The organism is Barnesiella sp. (assembly GCF_022723415.1).
In the GTDB taxonomy this organism is placed as follows: domain Bacteria; phylum Bacteroidota; class Bacteroidia; order Bacteroidales; family Barnesiellaceae; genus Barnesiella; species Barnesiella intestinihominis.
This window is the reverse complement of record NZ_JAIJHU010000009.1, coordinates 17,644-33,967: the sequence shown is the minus strand read 5'-3', so window position 1 is coordinate 33,967 and position 16,324 is coordinate 17,644. Positions and strand designations below refer to the sequence as shown.

16 protein-coding genes are annotated in these 16,324 nt (G+C 42.5%); 10 read left to right on the top strand and 6 right to left on the bottom strand.

What is annotated here, in order from left to right; all coding sequences use genetic code 11:
- Positions 1-36 precede the first annotated feature (36 nt).
- Complete coding sequence (locus QVD32_RS03405; protein ID WP_455768385.1) at positions 37-3,138, top strand: glycoside hydrolase family 2 TIM barrel-domain containing protein; 3,102 nt, start codon at positions 37-39, stop codon at positions 3,136-3,138.
- Between the two features lie 147 nt (positions 3,139-3,285).
- Here the strand turns inward: QVD32_RS03405 and QVD32_RS03400 are convergent, their stop codons facing one another.
- The 3 genes from QVD32_RS03400 to rsmA form a co-directional block, all read right to left on the bottom strand.
- Positions 3,286-4,104 (bottom strand): lysophospholipid acyltransferase family protein, encoded by an 819-nt coding sequence (locus QVD32_RS03400; RefSeq protein WP_008860988.1) that lies wholly within the window; start codon positions 4,102-4,104, stop codon positions 3,286-3,288.
- Between the two features lie 94 nt (positions 4,105-4,198).
- Positions 4,199-5,548, bottom strand: a complete 1,350-nt coding sequence (mgtE, locus tag QVD32_RS03395) for a magnesium transporter (protein WP_008860987.1) — start codon at positions 5,546-5,548, stop codon at positions 4,199-4,201.
- Between the two features lie 62 nt (positions 5,549-5,610).
- Positions 5,611-6,396, bottom strand: a complete 786-nt coding sequence (gene rsmA / locus QVD32_RS03390; protein WP_021892038.1) for a 16S rRNA (adenine(1518)-N(6)/adenine(1519)-N(6))-dimethyltransferase RsmA — start codon at positions 6,394-6,396, stop codon at positions 5,611-5,613.
- A 136-nt stretch (positions 6,397-6,532) separates the two neighbouring features.
- On the opposite strand from rsmA, the gene QVD32_RS03385 reads away from it, so the two are divergent.
- The 3 genes from QVD32_RS03385 to QVD32_RS03375 all read left to right on the top strand — a co-directional run bounded on the left by QVD32_RS03385 (position 6,533) and on the right by QVD32_RS03375 (position 9,743).
- Entirely contained in the window at positions 6,533-7,573 is a 1,041-nt protein-coding gene (locus QVD32_RS03385; RefSeq protein ID WP_021892039.1) for a lysylphosphatidylglycerol synthase transmembrane domain-containing protein, read from the top strand.
- Between the two features lie 29 nt (positions 7,574-7,602).
- Positions 7,603-9,072 carry an aminoacyl-histidine dipeptidase gene (locus QVD32_RS03380; protein WP_021892040.1) on the top strand — a complete coding sequence of 490 codons (1,470 nt, stop codon included), beginning with the start codon at positions 7,603-7,605 and terminating at the stop codon, positions 9,070-9,072.
- A gap of 242 nt (positions 9,073-9,314) precedes the next feature.
- Positions 9,315-9,743, top strand: a complete 429-nt coding sequence (locus tag QVD32_RS03375) for a hypothetical protein (protein ID WP_229033589.1) — start codon at positions 9,315-9,317, stop codon at positions 9,741-9,743.
- A gap of 23 nt (positions 9,744-9,766) precedes the next feature.
- Here QVD32_RS03375 and QVD32_RS03370 read toward each other — a convergent pair whose 3' ends face one another.
- Genes QVD32_RS03370 through QVD32_RS03360 form a run of 3 tightly spaced genes read right to left on the bottom strand, consistent with a single transcriptional unit; the run spans position 9,767 to position 11,443 of the window.
- Positions 9,767-10,018: a DUF4834 family protein gene (locus QVD32_RS03370; protein ID WP_008860982.1), complete on the bottom strand. Its 252-nt coding sequence runs from the start codon at positions 10,016-10,018 to the stop codon at positions 9,767-9,769.
- Positions 10,019-10,074: 56 nt separating this feature from the next.
- Positions 10,075-10,776, bottom strand: coding sequence for a CDP-diacylglycerol--serine O-phosphatidyltransferase (gene pssA, locus QVD32_RS03365; RefSeq protein ID WP_021892042.1), 702 nt, complete (start codon positions 10,774-10,776; stop codon positions 10,075-10,077).
- Between the two features lie 7 nt (positions 10,777-10,783).
- Positions 10,784-11,443, bottom strand: a complete 660-nt coding sequence (locus QVD32_RS03360) for a phosphatidylserine decarboxylase family protein (protein ID WP_040295821.1) — start codon at positions 11,441-11,443, stop codon at positions 10,784-10,786.
- Between the two features lie 199 nt (positions 11,444-11,642).
- Here QVD32_RS03360 and QVD32_RS03355 point away from each other — a divergent pair, with 199 nt between their 5' ends.
- The 6 genes from QVD32_RS03355 (at position 11,643) to QVD32_RS03330 (ending at position 16,269) form a co-directional block, all read left to right on the top strand.
- Positions 11,643-12,593 (top strand): MPN domain-containing protein, encoded by a 951-nt coding sequence (locus QVD32_RS03355; protein ID WP_021892043.1) that lies wholly within the window; start codon positions 11,643-11,645, stop codon positions 12,591-12,593.
- A complete protein-coding gene (locus QVD32_RS03350; protein ID WP_008860978.1) occupies positions 12,590-13,033 on the top strand; it encodes a type II CBASS E2 protein in 444 nt (147 codons plus the stop codon). The genes QVD32_RS03355 and QVD32_RS03350 overlap by 4 nt, the downstream gene beginning before the upstream one ends.
- Positions 13,034-13,056: 23 nt before the next feature.
- Positions 13,057-13,266 (top strand): hypothetical protein, encoded by a 210-nt coding sequence (locus QVD32_RS03345; protein WP_008860977.1) that lies wholly within the window; start codon positions 13,057-13,059, stop codon positions 13,264-13,266.
- Positions 13,267-13,272: 6 nt separating this feature from the next.
- Entirely contained in the window at positions 13,273-14,505 is a 1,233-nt protein-coding gene (locus QVD32_RS03340) for a HesA/MoeB/ThiF family protein (RefSeq protein WP_021892044.1), read from the top strand.
- A gap of 11 nt (positions 14,506-14,516) precedes the next feature.
- The gene (locus tag QVD32_RS03335; RefSeq protein ID WP_021892045.1) at positions 14,517-14,891 is read left to right on the top strand and encodes a hypothetical protein; all 375 of its coding nucleotides are present in this window, start codon (positions 14,517-14,519) and stop codon (positions 14,889-14,891) included.
- Positions 14,892-15,324: 433 nt separating this feature from the next.
- The gene (locus QVD32_RS03330; RefSeq protein ID WP_008860974.1) at positions 15,325-16,269 is read left to right on the top strand and encodes an RluA family pseudouridine synthase; all 945 of its coding nucleotides are present in this window, start codon (positions 15,325-15,327) and stop codon (positions 16,267-16,269) included.
- Positions 16,270-16,324 lie beyond the last annotated feature (55 nt).

Below are 16,324 nucleotides of genomic sequence, written 5' to 3'. Positions count from 1 at the left end.
AAAAATTTGTTGAAATATATCCATTTTAAGAATAAGATGATGAAAAATAATATCCTGTTTTTGATTTGTATGTTGTTGTGCCCGTTGGGAAAGACTTTCGCTAGGGTAGAGACACCGGAGTGGCAGAGCCAATATGCCATAGGCTTGAATAAATTGGCTCCTCATGCTTATGTTTGGCCGTATAAAGAGGGGGATATAAACAGCGTGCGGGCACAAGACTATGAACAGTCTCCTTATTATATGAGCTTGAACGGCACGTGGAAATTCAATTGGGTACGGAATCCCGATAAGCGTCCGGTGAATTTTTACCGTCCCGACTTTTATACCGGTGGCTGGAATGATATACAGGTTCCGGGGAACTGGGAATGCCAGAATTATGGTATCCCTATATATGTGAATGAGACATACGAGTTTGACGATCCGATGTTTCATTTTAAGAAAAATCCTCCTTTTGTTCCCTATGAGGATAATGAGGTCGGTTCTTATCGCCGTACATTCGTTTTGCCTGAATCTTGGATAGGACGTCGTATCGTCTTGTGTTTCGAGGGTGTTACTTCTTTTTATTATGTGTGGCTCAATGGGGAGCTTTTGGGATATAATCAGGATTCCAAAACCCCGGCTGAGTGGGATATTACTAATAAGGTGAAACAGGGTGAGAATACACTCGCTGTCGAAGTTTATCGTTGGAGTGCGGGGGCGTATCTCGAATGTCAGGATATGTGGAGATTGAGTGGAATCGAACGCGATGTTTATCTGTATAGCACTCCCGAAGAGTATATTGCCGATTATAAAGTAGTTTCTCCATTGGATAAAAATTTGTATAAAGATGGGGAGTTCTCTTTGGACGTGCATATAGGTGGTTTGAAAGGCCGACACGGCATAACGGTTCATTATGGATTATTCGATGCCGATCATCGAATGGTCGCACAGGACGGCGGTTCTCCGGTGCGAGACAGTATCGTATCGTTTGATGCGATTATTCCTGATGTTAAACCGTGGAATGCCGAGCAGCCTTATCTCTATACGTTGGTTGTCGATTTGAAAGACGAGCAGGGGCAAGTAATAGAAACGACGGGGTGTCCCGTGGGTTTTAAAACCTCTGAGATTAAGAATGGTCGTTTTTGTATCAATGGAGTCCCTGTGTTGGTAAAAGGAGTGAATCGACACGAGTTCTCAGAACAGGGCCGTACGGTTAGTAAAGAGTTGATGTTGAAAGATATACAACTGATGAAGCAAAATAATATCAATACAGTGCGTTGTGCCCATTATCCTAATCATTCCTATTGGTATCAGTTGTGCGATCGGTATGGTCTTTATGTTATAGACGAGGCGAATATCGAATCTCATGGAATGGGGTACGGTCCGGCGACTTTGGCTAAGGATACATCGTGGTTGAGTGCACACATGGACCGCACCCGCCGTATGTATGAGCGGACAAAGAATAATCCTTCGGTTACGATTTGGTCGTTGGGTAATGAAGCCGGCAACGGAATTAATTTTGAGAAAACTTACGAGTGGCTGAAATCGGTGGAGACTAACCGTCCGGTACAATATGAACGGGCAGAACAAAATTTCAATACCGATATTTATTGCCGTATGTATCGTAGTATAGACGAGATAAAGGCTTATCTTGCACAACCGGATATTTATCGCCCCTTCATTCTTTGTGAATATGCTCACGCTATGGGTAACAGCGTGGGGGGATTGAAAGATTATTGGGACGTTTTCGAGTCAGAACCGATGGCTCAGGGCGGTTGTATTTGGGATTGGGTGGATCAATCTTTCCGAGAGGTAGATTCCGACGGTCGGTGGTATTGGAGCTACGGAGGGGATTATGGTCCCGAGGGTGTCCCTTCTTTTGGTAGTTTTTGTTGTAATGGGTTGGTAAATGCTGTCCGGGAACCACATCCTCATTTGTTTGCTGTGAAAAAAGTATATCAATATATCAAATCTCGTTTGATAGATAACGAGAATTTGACGGTTACGGTCAAGAATTGGTATGACTTTACCGATTTGAAAAATTATACTTTGCATTGGAATGTGACCGCCGATAACGGGAACATATTGGCTCAGGGAGAGGTGATAACGGCTTGTGCCCCGCACGAGACGGTAGAGATTGTTCTTGGGAAAGTGAAACTGCCTCGTGATGTGAAGGAGGCCTATCTGAATCTTAGTTGGACTCCTAATCAAGCCTCGGCTTTTATGGACACGAATTATGAAGTGGCATATGACCAGTTTGTCCTTCTTGCCAATTCCAAATATGAAGCAAAAATAGATTTACCGTCAGGTACAAAATTAGAAAGAGACGGATATACGTGGTTTAACGATAAAGTATCAGCTACGGTTTCTCCTGAGACAGGTGCATTGATTTCATATAAATATCGAGGTGAAGAATGGCTTTCACAACCGGTGGAACTGTCGCTATATCGACCCTTGACCGAGAATGACAAAAAAGACAAACATGGAGGCATGCTTTGGAAGAAAGCGGGGTTGGATAAAATTTCCCAGAAAGTGACATCGATAAAGCCCTCTAAGAATGGTTTTACGGTCGATGTTTCTGTTCTCAACGCAAAAGACAATGAGATAGGAACCGGGAGCTTTGTTTATACATTGGATCGGAAGGGTATGTTAAAGATAAATACTGTCTTTACTCCCGATACAGCTATCGTGAAGTCATTGCCTCGGGTGGGATTGACATTCCGTATGCCTGTGGCGAATTGTTGCGATGTGACCTATTTAGGTCGGGGTGATTTTGAGAACTATGTAGATAGGGTTGCCGGGAAGATAGGAATTTATGAGACTTCGCCTTTCGCTATGTTTCATTATTATGTGATGCCCCAGTCTACCGGTAATCGCATAGATACCCGTTGGCTGGCGTTAACCGGAGAAAAGGGTAGTGGCTGGAAAATAATTTCTGACAAACCGTTCCAGTTCAGCGTATTACCTTACTCGGATATAAACATCGAAGCTGCTACACATATCAATGACCTGAATTTTGACGGTGAAGTGACAGTACATGTGGATGCTGCACAAACTGGGGTAGGAACTGCGACTTGCGGACCGGGTGTGCTGCCTGTCTATTGGCTGCCGTTAGAATCCTATGAGTTTGATTTTACTTTTATCCCGGTAAAGGAATAAATTCGGATAGGTTTTGAACGGGGCGAAATCGGGAGCCGTATGATTATAGCTCCTTTTTATAAGTAGAGATTTTGCCACGACAGAAGAAAAGGAATCCGTTTTAGTGTAAAAATCACTAAAACGGATTCCTTTGTAAATTTATAGTTATTATCGTTTTTTCAATTTATAGGTTTCTTGCTTTAAGAATTTCTCCAATTCTTTAATGGTGGGATATTGAGCTAACGTTTCGGGGGAAATGGCGTCTCCCACAGAGATGCGTATAGTTTTGTGTTCTTTTTTGAATACTTCGGCAGGTAATCGCATGGCGCACATTTTCCAACTGAATATCCTTAATATCGTATAAAATAGCGAGTTATGTCCATGAAAGAAAATGGGGACGACGGGTTTCTTTAATTGCTGAATCAATCTGATTATACTGGATTGCCATTCTCTATCTTCAATGCGAAGGTCCCATCTTAGTTTGGAGACAGCCCCGGCGGGGAAAAAGCCGAGAGGATGTCCGTTTTTAGCTTGAAGTAGAGCTTCTTTTATTCCATTGAGGGAGACTTTTCGTCTGTCTGGATTGGAGTAAGGGTCTACGGCAATGAAATTGTCGGACATGGCTTCGACATGATTCAATATCCAATTGACCATGACTTTGTAATCGGGGCGGCGATTGGCAAGTAGTTTAATGAGAATAACGCCATCGAGCGCTCCGAACGGGTGATTCGAGACTGTGATGAAAGCACCTTCGGGTAAGTTATCGAGTTTCTCTTCGTGGTCGATTTGGCAAGTGATGTCCAAATCGTCTATAATAGAATTGCAAAATGCTGCTCCCCGATAATCGCAGGAGCGATCGTACAAAGCATTGATCTCGTTGATTTTGCAAAGGTTGAAAAGGTATTTGAGAATCTTGGTTCCACTTTCGCTTTTGAACTGGGGTGCAATGTCTTGTAAATCGGATATATTTAATACGTATCTTTTCATTTTTGAGCTTGTGTCGGTTAAATCGAAAAGTGCAAAAATACAAATAACTGGCAGAATTTTACGGTTGATAGTGAAATTTTATTCAAATAAGGGTTTATATAGAGAGCGCATAGCTGATACTCATGTAAATGAGCATACCTATAATGTCATTGGTGATGGTGATAAAAGGCCCTGTGGCTATGGCTGGGTCTATTTTGAATCGTTCGAGGGTTAAAGGGACGAGAGTCCCGAAAATGGAGGCAAAAATCACTACGGCAAACAAGGAAAGCGATACGGATACCGTAGTCGCTATATTGTCGAGGAAAAACCAGTTGTAAACGAATACGAGTAGGGATATCATGCAGGCGTTGATCAAGGCTACACCTAATTCTTTGAATAATTGTTTTCCCGCTGTTTTTAAATCTAATTTACCGTTTGCTAAACCTTGTACTACGATGGCCGATGATTGTATTCCCACATTTCCTCCCGTACCGCCGATCAGCGGTATGAAGAGTGCTGTGGCCGGATTTTTAGCGATGTTCGATTCAAAATTTCCTAAGATTACCGAGTTTGCCAACCCTCCGACCATACCGATGAGCAGCCACGGTAGCCGGGCTGCCGTTTGAGTGAAAACAGTGTCGTTCGATTCTACGTCTTGGGACAAACCCGATGCCAATTGATATTCACGTTCCGATTGTTCACGAACTTCGTCCATGATGTCGTCGACCGTAATCTGCCCTACCAAACGTCCGATGCTGTCTATCACCGGTACGGCTACCAAGTCGTATTTTTCGAAAGTCATAGCTACGTCATTGATAGGAGTATCGGTCTTTACCGATACAGGGTCTTTACGCATGACGTGCTTTATCTTTGAGGCAGAGGGATTGGTAATCATTTTTTTTAGGGGGAAAACTCCTTTCAATCTGTCGTCATCGTCCACTACATAGACATAATAAAGCTGCCCTAGCTCTTCTGCTTGTATCCGCATTTGTTTGACGCATTCGGGCATACTCCAATTTTCGTTTACGACAACCATTTCTGTACCCATGAGACCACCGGCGGTGTCTTCATCGTATTTCAACAAGTCAACGATGTCTCCGGCTTGTTCTACGTCGTCGATGTGGGAGAGGATCTCTTCCTGAGCGTCTTCGTCCATTTCCCGAATGAGGTCCACGGCATCGTCGGAATCCATGTAGTCGATAAACTGTTTGGCGATGACTTCGCTTGGCAGTTGTTTCAACATTTTTTCCCGATCGTCTTCATCTAGTTCGAGAAGTACATCTGCCGCTTTTTCCCCGTCCAAAAGCATGTAGATATACTCTGCTTCATCGAGGTTCAACTGTTGATATAGTTCCGCTATATCGGCCGGGTGCAAATCTTTCAGTAATTCACGGGCTTTGTCTTTTTCGTCGTTTTTAATGATTTGCTGAACATTTTGGATATATTCGGGTGTAAATTTATCCATGTTTTTCCCTCCTTATACTTTGAGACCGGAATGTCGTTTTCGTAAATATTCCGGTAGATTATTCATTTTATAATGTAACTTTCCAATAGATTTGTCAAATCTATGAATTGTTTGACCGATAGCCGTTCGGGGCGTTCGTTGAAAATCGGTTCTGCCAATATTTTACAATCTTGTCCGACCATACTTTTTAATGAGTTCCGCATGGTTTTTCGTCTTTGATTGAATGCGGTTTTTACGATTCGTTTGAATAGAGGTTCGTTACAACCTAATTGCCGGACTTGGTTTCGTGTCATTTTGATGACTGCCGATTTGACTTTCGGTGGGGGATTGAATACGTGTTCGGGGACTGTGAATAAATATTCTATTTCATACCAAGCTTGCAGCAATACACTCAAAATACCGTAAGTTTTACTGCCCGGAGGGGCTGCCATTCGTTCGGCGACTTCTTTTTGAATCATGCCGCTGCAACAAGGTATATGATCTTTGTATTCGAGTACTTTGAAAAATATTTGACTGGATATATTGTAGGGATAGTTTCCTATAACGCAGAAATTTCCGAAGAACAACTTCGATAAATCGAGTTTTAGAAAATCTTCTTCTAAAATGTGTCCTTTCAATTCGGGGAAATTTTCTTGTAAATATTCGATCGATTCATGGTCGAGTTCGACGACTGTCAAATCGTGTCCTTTGGATAGAAGATATTGAGTTAAGACTCCCATGCCGGGGCCTACTTCAAGTATGGGAGTATTTTTGTAATTGTCGAGCGTATCGGCAATGGCTTGTGCGATATTCAAATCGATGAGAAAGTGCTGCCCTAACGATTTTTTAGGTCTAACTATGTAGCTCATGAAGGGTTCGTTTCAGTTGTCAGTCAATAAATTTTTTCTCACAGAGATTTTTCATACCTCTGCCAGCTACAAAGTTGAAGATAAACCTTTATCTTTGCAACCTACAAAAGTATAACAAATTTTTAAAACGGGAAAATTGAAAAGGATAATACGGGATATTGTAAAATATCTGCTTCCTCTGCTTTGTGGTGTGTGGTTGTTTTGGTATGTCTACCAGAAATTGGATATGAATACCATTTTTCAAATCCTCAAATCAGATGTGAATTATTTTTGGATTATCCTATCTATGGTTATTGCAGCATTCAGCCATATTGCCCGTGCGTTTCGCTGGCGTTTGCAGTTGCGAGCGTTGAATATAACCCCGTCGATGCGGGTTTTGATAAACGCTATTTTCGGCACGTATGCCATGAATCTGTTGTTTCCCCGGTTGGGAGAGGTTTGGCGTTGCGGTTATGTGGCCCAGCGAGAAAAGGCATCATTTACGAAAGTATTGGGATCTATGGTTTCCGATCGTCTCTCCGATACGATAATGCTCGCAATGCTTACGTTTGCGGTATTCATGATTCAAATGAAGCCGTTCCGTCAATTTTTGAATGAGAATCCTTCTATCGAAACAGGGGTGATGAATGTATTGACTTCGGTGTGGCTCTATGTTGGAATCTTTGTATGTATTGTCGCTGTCGTTTGGTTTTTCTATACGAACAGTCGGAGCAAGATTGTATTGAAGATAAAGAATTTTATGGCCAACATCTGGGACGGTTTTGCCTCGATTATTACGATGAGAGGGAAATTTTGGTTCGTATTCTATACCCTGTTTATTTGGTTCTGTTATTTTATGCAACTGTATGTCTGCATATTCGCTTTCCCCGGTATGGAAGATTTGACGGTCTCGGCGGTCTTGCTGCTTTATGTATTGGGTAGTTTGGGTATGTTGCTTCCCGTACAGGGTGGAATCGGGCCGTGGCATTTTGCTGTGATTGCCGGATTGTCCTATTATGGCATAACCGGTAACGAGGCGGGGGCATTTGCTTTTGTGGCACATGGCTCTCAAATGGTACTAATCGTTCTGATAGGTATATATGCCTTTATTTCGATGGCGTGTGACAAAAAGAAACCAAAGGGTGAAAGGATTATGGCAGAGGTCATGACTGAACTTCCAAAGTCGGATCGCCCTTAAAAATATTATTGGTAAATAAAATTTTCACTATGGACAACAAAATCACTTCTCTTCAACCGCAGGCAGTATGGAAATATTTCAATGCGATTTGTCAAGTACCTCGTCCGTCGGGGCATCTCGATAAAATCACCGAGTATATAATGGGTGTAGGTCGTTCTTTGGGATTGGAGACCATTTTGGATAAGGCCGGGAATGTCATTATTCGTAAACCTGCCACACCCGGCATGGAAAACCGCAAGCCGGTTATTCTTCAAGGACACATGGATATGGTTCCTCAGGCGAATAAATCGGTGAACCATAATTTCGAGACCGATCCGATTCTTCCTCGTATCGACGGTGAATGGGTGAGCGCTACCGAAACGACATTGGGAGCTGATAATGGTATAGGTATTTCTTCGATTTTGGCGATTCTCGAATCGAAAGAGATACAGCATGGACCTATCGAAGCTTTGTTTACTAACGACGAGGAGACCGGTATGTATGGAGCCATAGGGCTTGAACCGGGTGAGCTGCAAGGTGAAATATTATTGAATACCGACTCGGAGCAAGATGGCGAATTGTATATGAGCTGTGCCGGAGGGGTAGATGTAAATGTCGAATTTAAATACAAAGAGGAGGCTTATACTCCGGTTGCCGGTGAAATAGCTTTGAAATTGACTTTGGGCGGATTGCATGGCGGTCATTCGGGTGTGGATATTCATTTGGGAAGAATGAATGCTAACAAGGAGATGTTCAGGTTTTTGAAAGAGGCTGTATCGGAGTATGGAGCTCGTTTGGCTCATTATAACGGAGGAACATTGCGAAACGCCATACCGCGTGAAGCAGAGGCTGTGGTGACTATTTTATCAGAAGATAAAACCGATTTCATGGCCGCTGTCGATGAGTTTTTCTCCACTTTGAGACGGGAGTATGGTTTTATTGAAGATGGATTGGTTTTTAAAGCCGAGGAGATTTCACTTCCGAAAACTCTTTTGCCGGAAGAAATACAAGACGATCTTATCAATGCCGTTGTCGCTTGTCATAATGGCGTGTATCGTATGATTCCGGATGCCCCAGAGGTGGTAGAAACATCGTCCAATCTTTCTATTGTGCGTACTTCGGAGGGGCTTGTCGAAATACAGATTTTGGTGCGGAGTTCCAGTGAAACCATGAAAATGGCTTTGGCATCGGAATTGGAGAGTACTTTTGCTTTGGCAGGAGCCAGAGTGGAGTTTGATGGTGCATATCCCGGCTGGGAACCTAATTTTAAATCGGATATATTGAACCTGATGAAAAAAATATATCCGCAAGTTACCGGAAAAGAGGCCGACGTAAAAATGATGCATGCCGGATTGGAGTGTGGTATTATCGGAGCTAATTATCCGGGATTGGATATGATTTCCTTTGGTCCTACTATTAAGCACCCTCACTCACCGAATGAAAAAGTTAAGATTTCTACGGTCGAGACTTTCTGGAAGTTGTTGGTGGCAGTCCTTGAAAATATTCCGGAAAAAGATTAAATACAATATTCGTTAAAAGCCGTCGATATGGAAAGCGGTATCGACGGCTTTTTTGTTTGTTGTATATGTCGTATATAAAAATGTTATCTTTGTGTGGAAAATGAGAGCCTTCCAGTAAGTTTTCCGCTGGTGTGAAAACGGGGCGTGCGTTCGTTGTTCGACAAAGTGTTTTTGTAATTGGATAGGAAGATACTTTTTGAAAAGTAGGATAATTTGAGTAAATTTTGAAAAATATAAATGAGATGGATAGTCATGTAAATCAAAATGAATCGAGTAACCAAGTCTCTGGCAAGGTGCGTCGATCATTCCGTCGTTTCATTCGGGTTGCCATTGTATTGCTCCTATTGGTTGGGGGAGCTTTTTTTTATGTACGTTATTATTTTGTCTTTGGATCGGGGGTAAAAGCCGGTACTTTGAATTATGTCGTAAAAAAAGGATATGTATTCAAAACCTATGAGGGAATTCTCATTATGGAAGGTTTTCGCACCGAGAGCCGGGGAACGTTACAGTCCAATCAATTTGTCTTTTCTGTGGATAATGCCAATTTGGCAGATTCTCTCATGCGATTGAGCGGCCGTCATGTGGAGCTGAAATATAACGAATATCTTGGAGCTTTGCCCTGGCGTGGATATAGCAATTTTATAGTAGAAGAGATTTTATCTGTAAAGTAGAAAATAGATAATAAACTTATTATCTATTTCTCTTTTATATCTTCAAAATCTATATATTCTCCTTCGTCGTCTTGGATAACCTTTTTGTTCTTTTTCGTATGGGTGTACCATGTGGTACGCCCTTTGTTGTTTTGTCCCTGTTGTCCTTGTTGAAAGGGATTCCTAACGCTGTTTTTCTTTCCGAAGAAGAACCGGAGGATAAGTTGAAATATACCTATAATGGGTACTATGAAGATAATAAAAGCTATGATGAGGAGCAGTCCAAGAGCATGCATAATTGATACTTGTTAAGTTTATGTATGGTAGAACAAAAACCGTTCCGTTTTTGTTGTTAATGCTTCTTGGCTGTCAACAGCGATAATATTATATACAAGCCTATTGTTGCGGCGAGGCCTGCCAGTCCGAAAAAGATAAGGAAAATTGCGGCAGCGATTAAAATCAAGTAACGAAGATAATTTTCTTTTAACTTCAAGTTCTTGAATTTTAGAGAAAACATGGGAATCTCCGAAATCAATAGGAAAGAGAAGAGAATGACTAAGCAGACGATAGCGTATCCACAGGCTTTGTCCTCTATTTGTAAGCCGGCTTGACATATTCCTATCCAAAAAAGAGCGTTGGCAGGGACGGGCAACCCGATGAACGAGGTTGTCTGACGAGTATCGATATTGAATTTCGCTAAACGGAGTGCGGAGAAAACAGGAATGAGCAATGCGCTTAATGCCCACCAGATTTGATAGGAATCGTTTATTCCATGAAAGACACTGTCGTATAGCATGAAATGCATGGCCATGAATCCCGGAGCAAGCCCGAAGCTGATAAGATCGGCGAGTGAATCCAATTCTTTTCCCATCGGAGAGTAAGCATGGAGCAAACGTGCCGCCATACCGTCTAAAAAGTCGAATAATGCGGATAACCCTATGCATAAAGCAACTATGTCGTATTCTCCTTTGTATGCGAAAAGACAGGCAAAACACCCTGAAAGGAGATTGAGACAAGTAATACTATTAGGGATATTTTTTGTAATGGCATTCATGAGAGCTTTATTTTAGACGGGCTATTTCGGTGAGGTCGCCTATTGTTTTATCGTGTAGAGCTACTTTAATATCGCAATCGAGCGGAAGGTACAAATCTACGCGTGAACCGAATTTTATAAAGCCCATGTGTTCGTCGATGTCACAGGTATCACCGACTTCGGCGTAAGTTACAATGCGACGCGCCACTGCACCGGCAATTTGTCTGACTAAGATTTCCTCACCATTTTCAGCCTTAATGACTACTGTGGATCTTTCGTTGTCTGTGCTTGATTTAGGTAAATAGGCTGCCATAAAACGGCCTTGTTGATGACTTACATGGATTACTTTTCCGGCAACGGGAAACCAGTTGGCATGTACGTTGAATATATTCATAAAGATAGAAACTTGCATACGTTTGTCATGAAAGTATTCATCTTCGAGAACTTCTTCAAGAACGACTACGACACCGTCTGCCGGTGCGACTATGGCATTTTTTGGATTACCTTTGAAATGCCGTTTGGGAGACCGGAAAAAATTAACTACCAGAAAGAAAAATATAATGGAGGCGGCGTGGATTAGATAAGCCAGCCATGTTATTTTTATCCATAGATAAACCGGCAAATTCAAAAGAGCCAGAATGATAAAAAGAATAAGTAATATGTTTTTCCCTTCTCGGTGTATTTTCATTTTCATCTTTTAACTCGATTTAGAAGTAGCGAACAAAGGTAATAGTTATTTACGGAAAGACAAAAACAAGGACTCTTTTTTGTATGATTGGGAAAGTGAATGAGAATTATAGACCAGTTCATAATTAATTTTATAGTTATAAGTTTGTAAATGTCGATATTTTTTATTTATATTGCGTAATCATGAAAAACAAGAGATTATGGATATCGGGCGAATAGCTCATGGGGGCGTATATATTTATCGGGGGGAATTAGATTTCATGGCGAGGACAATATTGGATTCTCCTCACATGGAAACCGGAGGTAATTTGTTGGGCTATTGGACGCCGAACGGAGATGCCGTAATCATGTATGTATTGGGTCCCGGTAGAAGGTCGGTCTGTCGTTTTACCAGTTTTATACAAGATGCCGATTATTTGCAGTTGCATGCCGATAGATTATTCGAAGAGTACCATCTCTCCCATATCGGTGTGTGGCATTCGCATCATGGTTTGGGATTGTCGTATCCGAGCGGAGGCGATGTGCAATCGATACAAGAGGGTATGCTGGCAGACGGGCTGTCGCGGTGTATATTGGCTATTGGAATTTGCGATAGGGCAGGGGCCTCTGTCAATGCTTTTTCTTTTGTATGCACAGGTGAAGGGGTAAAGATGAACTTAGTGCCGTGGAATGTGGTGCAAGGAGACGGTTCGGTAAGGAGTCGTTATGATACGGCTTATCGGGATTCTGTGATAATGCCGCAGGTCAAAGAGGCTGTGTATCATGAGTTGAATATGATTCCGGTACAACAGATGCCGCCGGAGAATGGCGTGACGTTCGATACCGGTTTTTGGTTGAATAATAAAGAAAACCGTTTGCAGTTGAAGCGTATCGTCTCTTATATACAGTCGAAATATTCCGCTGTGAAACTGTTGAAAGTAGATGACATGACTATTGAAATCAGATTCGATATACCTCGTCGGTCTTCTTGGAGGATTGTTTTCGATAAAGATTTTCCGAGTCGGGCGCCTTACGTTGTCCGGTATGAGGCGGGAGAAACTACTTCTTGGAGCTTGGGGGCATTGGGAAAAAACGGTACACCTCACTGGCTTTCGTCGTTTTCAGAGATGGGACAATCGGTTATTAACAGTTTAAAATATTTATCGATATGACTTATGACAGATATCAAATAGAATTAGGTGTATTGCAAAATTCGACGATAAAATCGAAACAGTACAAATTTATGGATATGGACACGCCGTATCCGTATTTGGCGGTCGCCATTCAGACTAATTCTCTACGATGCTACGTGGTGAAAATAGACCTTTCGGACAATTATCCCTATAATATACCGAAGGTTTTTATTACGAGTCCTAAACCCTTGTTGACGCGTTCCGGCGGTAGTATGCTGCAAGCCAGTCACAGTATGCATACGCTTACCGGAGAAAACGGCTGTGTGAGGGTTTGTCATTACGGTTATGAGGATTGGGCTCCGAATCGAATAACTTTGTATCAGATTATTATTAAGGTTCGCATTTGGCTCGAAATGTATGAATGTCATCTGAAAACGGGAAAGACGCTCGATGAATTTTTGAAAGGGGCAAATTATTGATCTATTAAAGAATATAACTAACTATGGGACTATTTGGAAAAAAACAAACTGACGATTGTGAAGATTTGGGTGAAGCTCTGGCTCAAACCAACAGTGGACGTAGAGAAGTAGAATTGGTTATCGGAGACGATGGAGAACTGGAAGCGATGACTCCCGATGAAGCGGAAAAAAGCGGAAAGGAAAAAGTGGGCACGACAATAGGAACCAAACCTTATTATAATGATAAAGAATAAGGTGCTATGGAACCGATAGTGTACATTTATCAGGATCATTTGCAGGATTTTTGGAATAGCGGGCAATCACAATGTTTCGGCGCTGCTTTTGAGTGGAAAGGCGAACAGGTTTACCATGTCTACATCAAGTATCCGCAGGTGGCTCCGACAGGATATTCCATGCCTTGTCTCTTTCGGGTAGTCGATACTGACGATTATGGAAAGGCCGAAGATGTGGCTTTGTCTGTTTATGCATCGATGCCGGAAGAGGCAAAACGAGTTCCGGTCGTTATTGTTTGCATTCATGTCGAAGACACGAAAGTCAGCTCTCGTGCTTTTATTGTCGATGACGGAAGAATCATCGAGGCGGTTGTGAAATATGTGCCTCGCAAGAGTGAGCTTTATACTCGCAGTAAAGGGCTACTCGAAGTGGGAGCGTTGGAGTCGAAAAAGGTCCTTATCGTAGGGTTAGGCAGCGGTGGCGCACCTATTGCCGTCGAGTTGGCGAAAGCCGGTGTAGGGCATTTTATACTGATGGATTTCGATCGTATAGAATTGCACAATATCGCTCGTCATATCTGTGGGGTGAACGAATTGGGACGGCTCAAAGTAAATGCCGTGAAAGATGCCATATTATTGAAAAACCCGTATGCGCAAGTAGAGACCTACGATATCGATATGAATAAGCAGCTTGATATTCTTGAAAAATGTGTGGCAGAATCGGATCTTACCATAGTTGCGACGGACGAGTATGCGAGCAGATATAACATCAATGCCCGTTTGGTGAAATTGGGTAAAGTGGGATTGTTTGGCAGGGCTGTCACTCGCGCCGAGGGTGGCGATATATTACGCGTAAGACCGGGTGGACCGTGTTATGCCTGCTTGACGGGGAATCCTATTTATCATCAGAATGACGAGATTACCGATGTGCGTCGGGCCAGAGAGTTGGGAGTTATACCGGCATATGTGTCGGACGAGGATGCTCATGCGATGGTTCAGGTGGGATTATCGACCGATATCGCACCGATTAACAATATGATGGTAAAATTGGCATTGAACGAGCTATCTCGTGGAATCGAGTGCGGCATATCTTCGCTGATAGAAGAGTTGACCTATGATTATTATATTTGGGCCAATCGTCGGGATTTCCAATTTGCCAACTGGGCTCCATTCAATCGGAATCCGAATAGACATTTGACGATACTCCGTTGGTATGGAGTAAAATTGAAAAAAGATTCCGAGTGCTTGGAGTGTAGATAGTTTTTGGGGCTATGGGCGATCGTATCATTACGTTGCGTAACGGGACTCGTGTGAATATGTCGACCGGTGAAATCATTTCACAGGGCAGGCCGCGATATCCTCACCGGCCGAGGCGTTCGTTTTGGCGAAGGGTAGGCGATGGCTTTTCTCGATTTTTCGGTTTTGTTTGGTCGGTGTTGGCATTTATTTTATCGGCTGTGGTTTTCATATGGAAGGCTATGGGGTATATCATTTTGTATGGAGGATTGTTGAGTATTATTGTTACGGTGATTTCTGTTTGGATTAGCGATGGTTTTTTCTCTGCGTTAATTGCCGGTGTCGTCAGTTTCTTTGTGTGGGGACTTGTCGTGGGTGTCGCCGATAAATTGGGAATGTTGCCCGATTAGAAAATGGGCATGGTTTATACTAATATTTACACTTTTTCGAAGCATATAAAAAGAGGGAAGTGAAGTTGTCTTTGCGATTGAATTAAACCTCCTCCACTGTGTTTTGCACAGCAAAATATAGGGGAGGTGTCCGCAAGACGGAGGGGTTAACCCTTACAGCCAAAAAGTCTATAAAATCTTTTCAACCCCTCTCCTCAGAAACTGCCGTTTCTTCGGTGTCTCTCCTATATTGCTAACGCAGCACCTCATAATGTTACGGGAAACGGCAGGGGAGAAGGAGGAACGCAATTCATCGCATTCGCCAAAATTCATGCCTATCCCCGTTGTTTTTTATAGAACCGTGTTAATGCGAAAATAAGCTATACTTCGGCATTTCCAAATAAATTTGTTTCTGCTCTTGGTTTACACTATCTTTGCACAAAAAATAAATAATATGCGCCAACCTTCCGATAAACGGCCTTTACGCCGGTTTTCCGAAAAAGATATCAAGCGTTTCAAAGTAGAGCACGACGATACATTGTTGAATTATCTATTGACTTTGTTTGGGGACAAAAGCCGCACGACGGTCAAATCTTATCTGTCTCACCGGCAAGTCGCTGTCAATGATATGCCGGTTACCCAATTCGACACGATGTTGCATGTTGGGGACGAATTGAAAATTAATTTTAAGCGAGGTTTCAGTGTGTTTAAACACAATCGTTTGAAGATGGTTTATGAAGATGAGTATATCATTGTCATAGATAAGGGGTATGGATTGCTTTCGATGTCGACAGAACGTATAAAGACCGGAACAGCATATAGTATACTCAGCGATTATGTGAAATCCCAGAACCCGGAGAACAAGCTGTTCATCGTGCATCGTCTCGACAGGGATACTTCGGGTTTGATGATGTTTGCTAAAAGCAAAGGAATACAGGAACAGTTGCAGCATAATTGGCACAATATCGTATTGGAACGTAAATATGTAGCAGTAGTAGAGGGCGTGATGGAGCAACCCGAGGGAATGGTTCGTTCCTATTTGACCGAAAATGCGGCTTTCCAAGTTTATTCGACCGATAATCCCGATGAGGGGCAGTTGGCGATTACTCGTTATAAGGTATTGGGAGGTAACAGCCGTTTTTCGTTGGTAGAACTCGATTTGGAGACGGGACGTAAAAATCAGATACGGGTTCACATGCACGATCTCGGTCATAGTATTATCGGAGATCGCAAATACGGTGCGCATGGCAGTCCTTTGGGACGTGTGGCTCTACATGCGGTTAAATTACGCTTTGCTCACCCGGTAACACGACGTGAGATGAATTTCGAGACTCCCATACCGGCTCGATTCTTGTCGATAACATCGGGGACAAATAGAATAAATACTGCTGAGAAATAGCTTTTAGAACCTTTTAAATTAGTCGATAGCTTGGCTTTTTAAACAGTTTCTTATT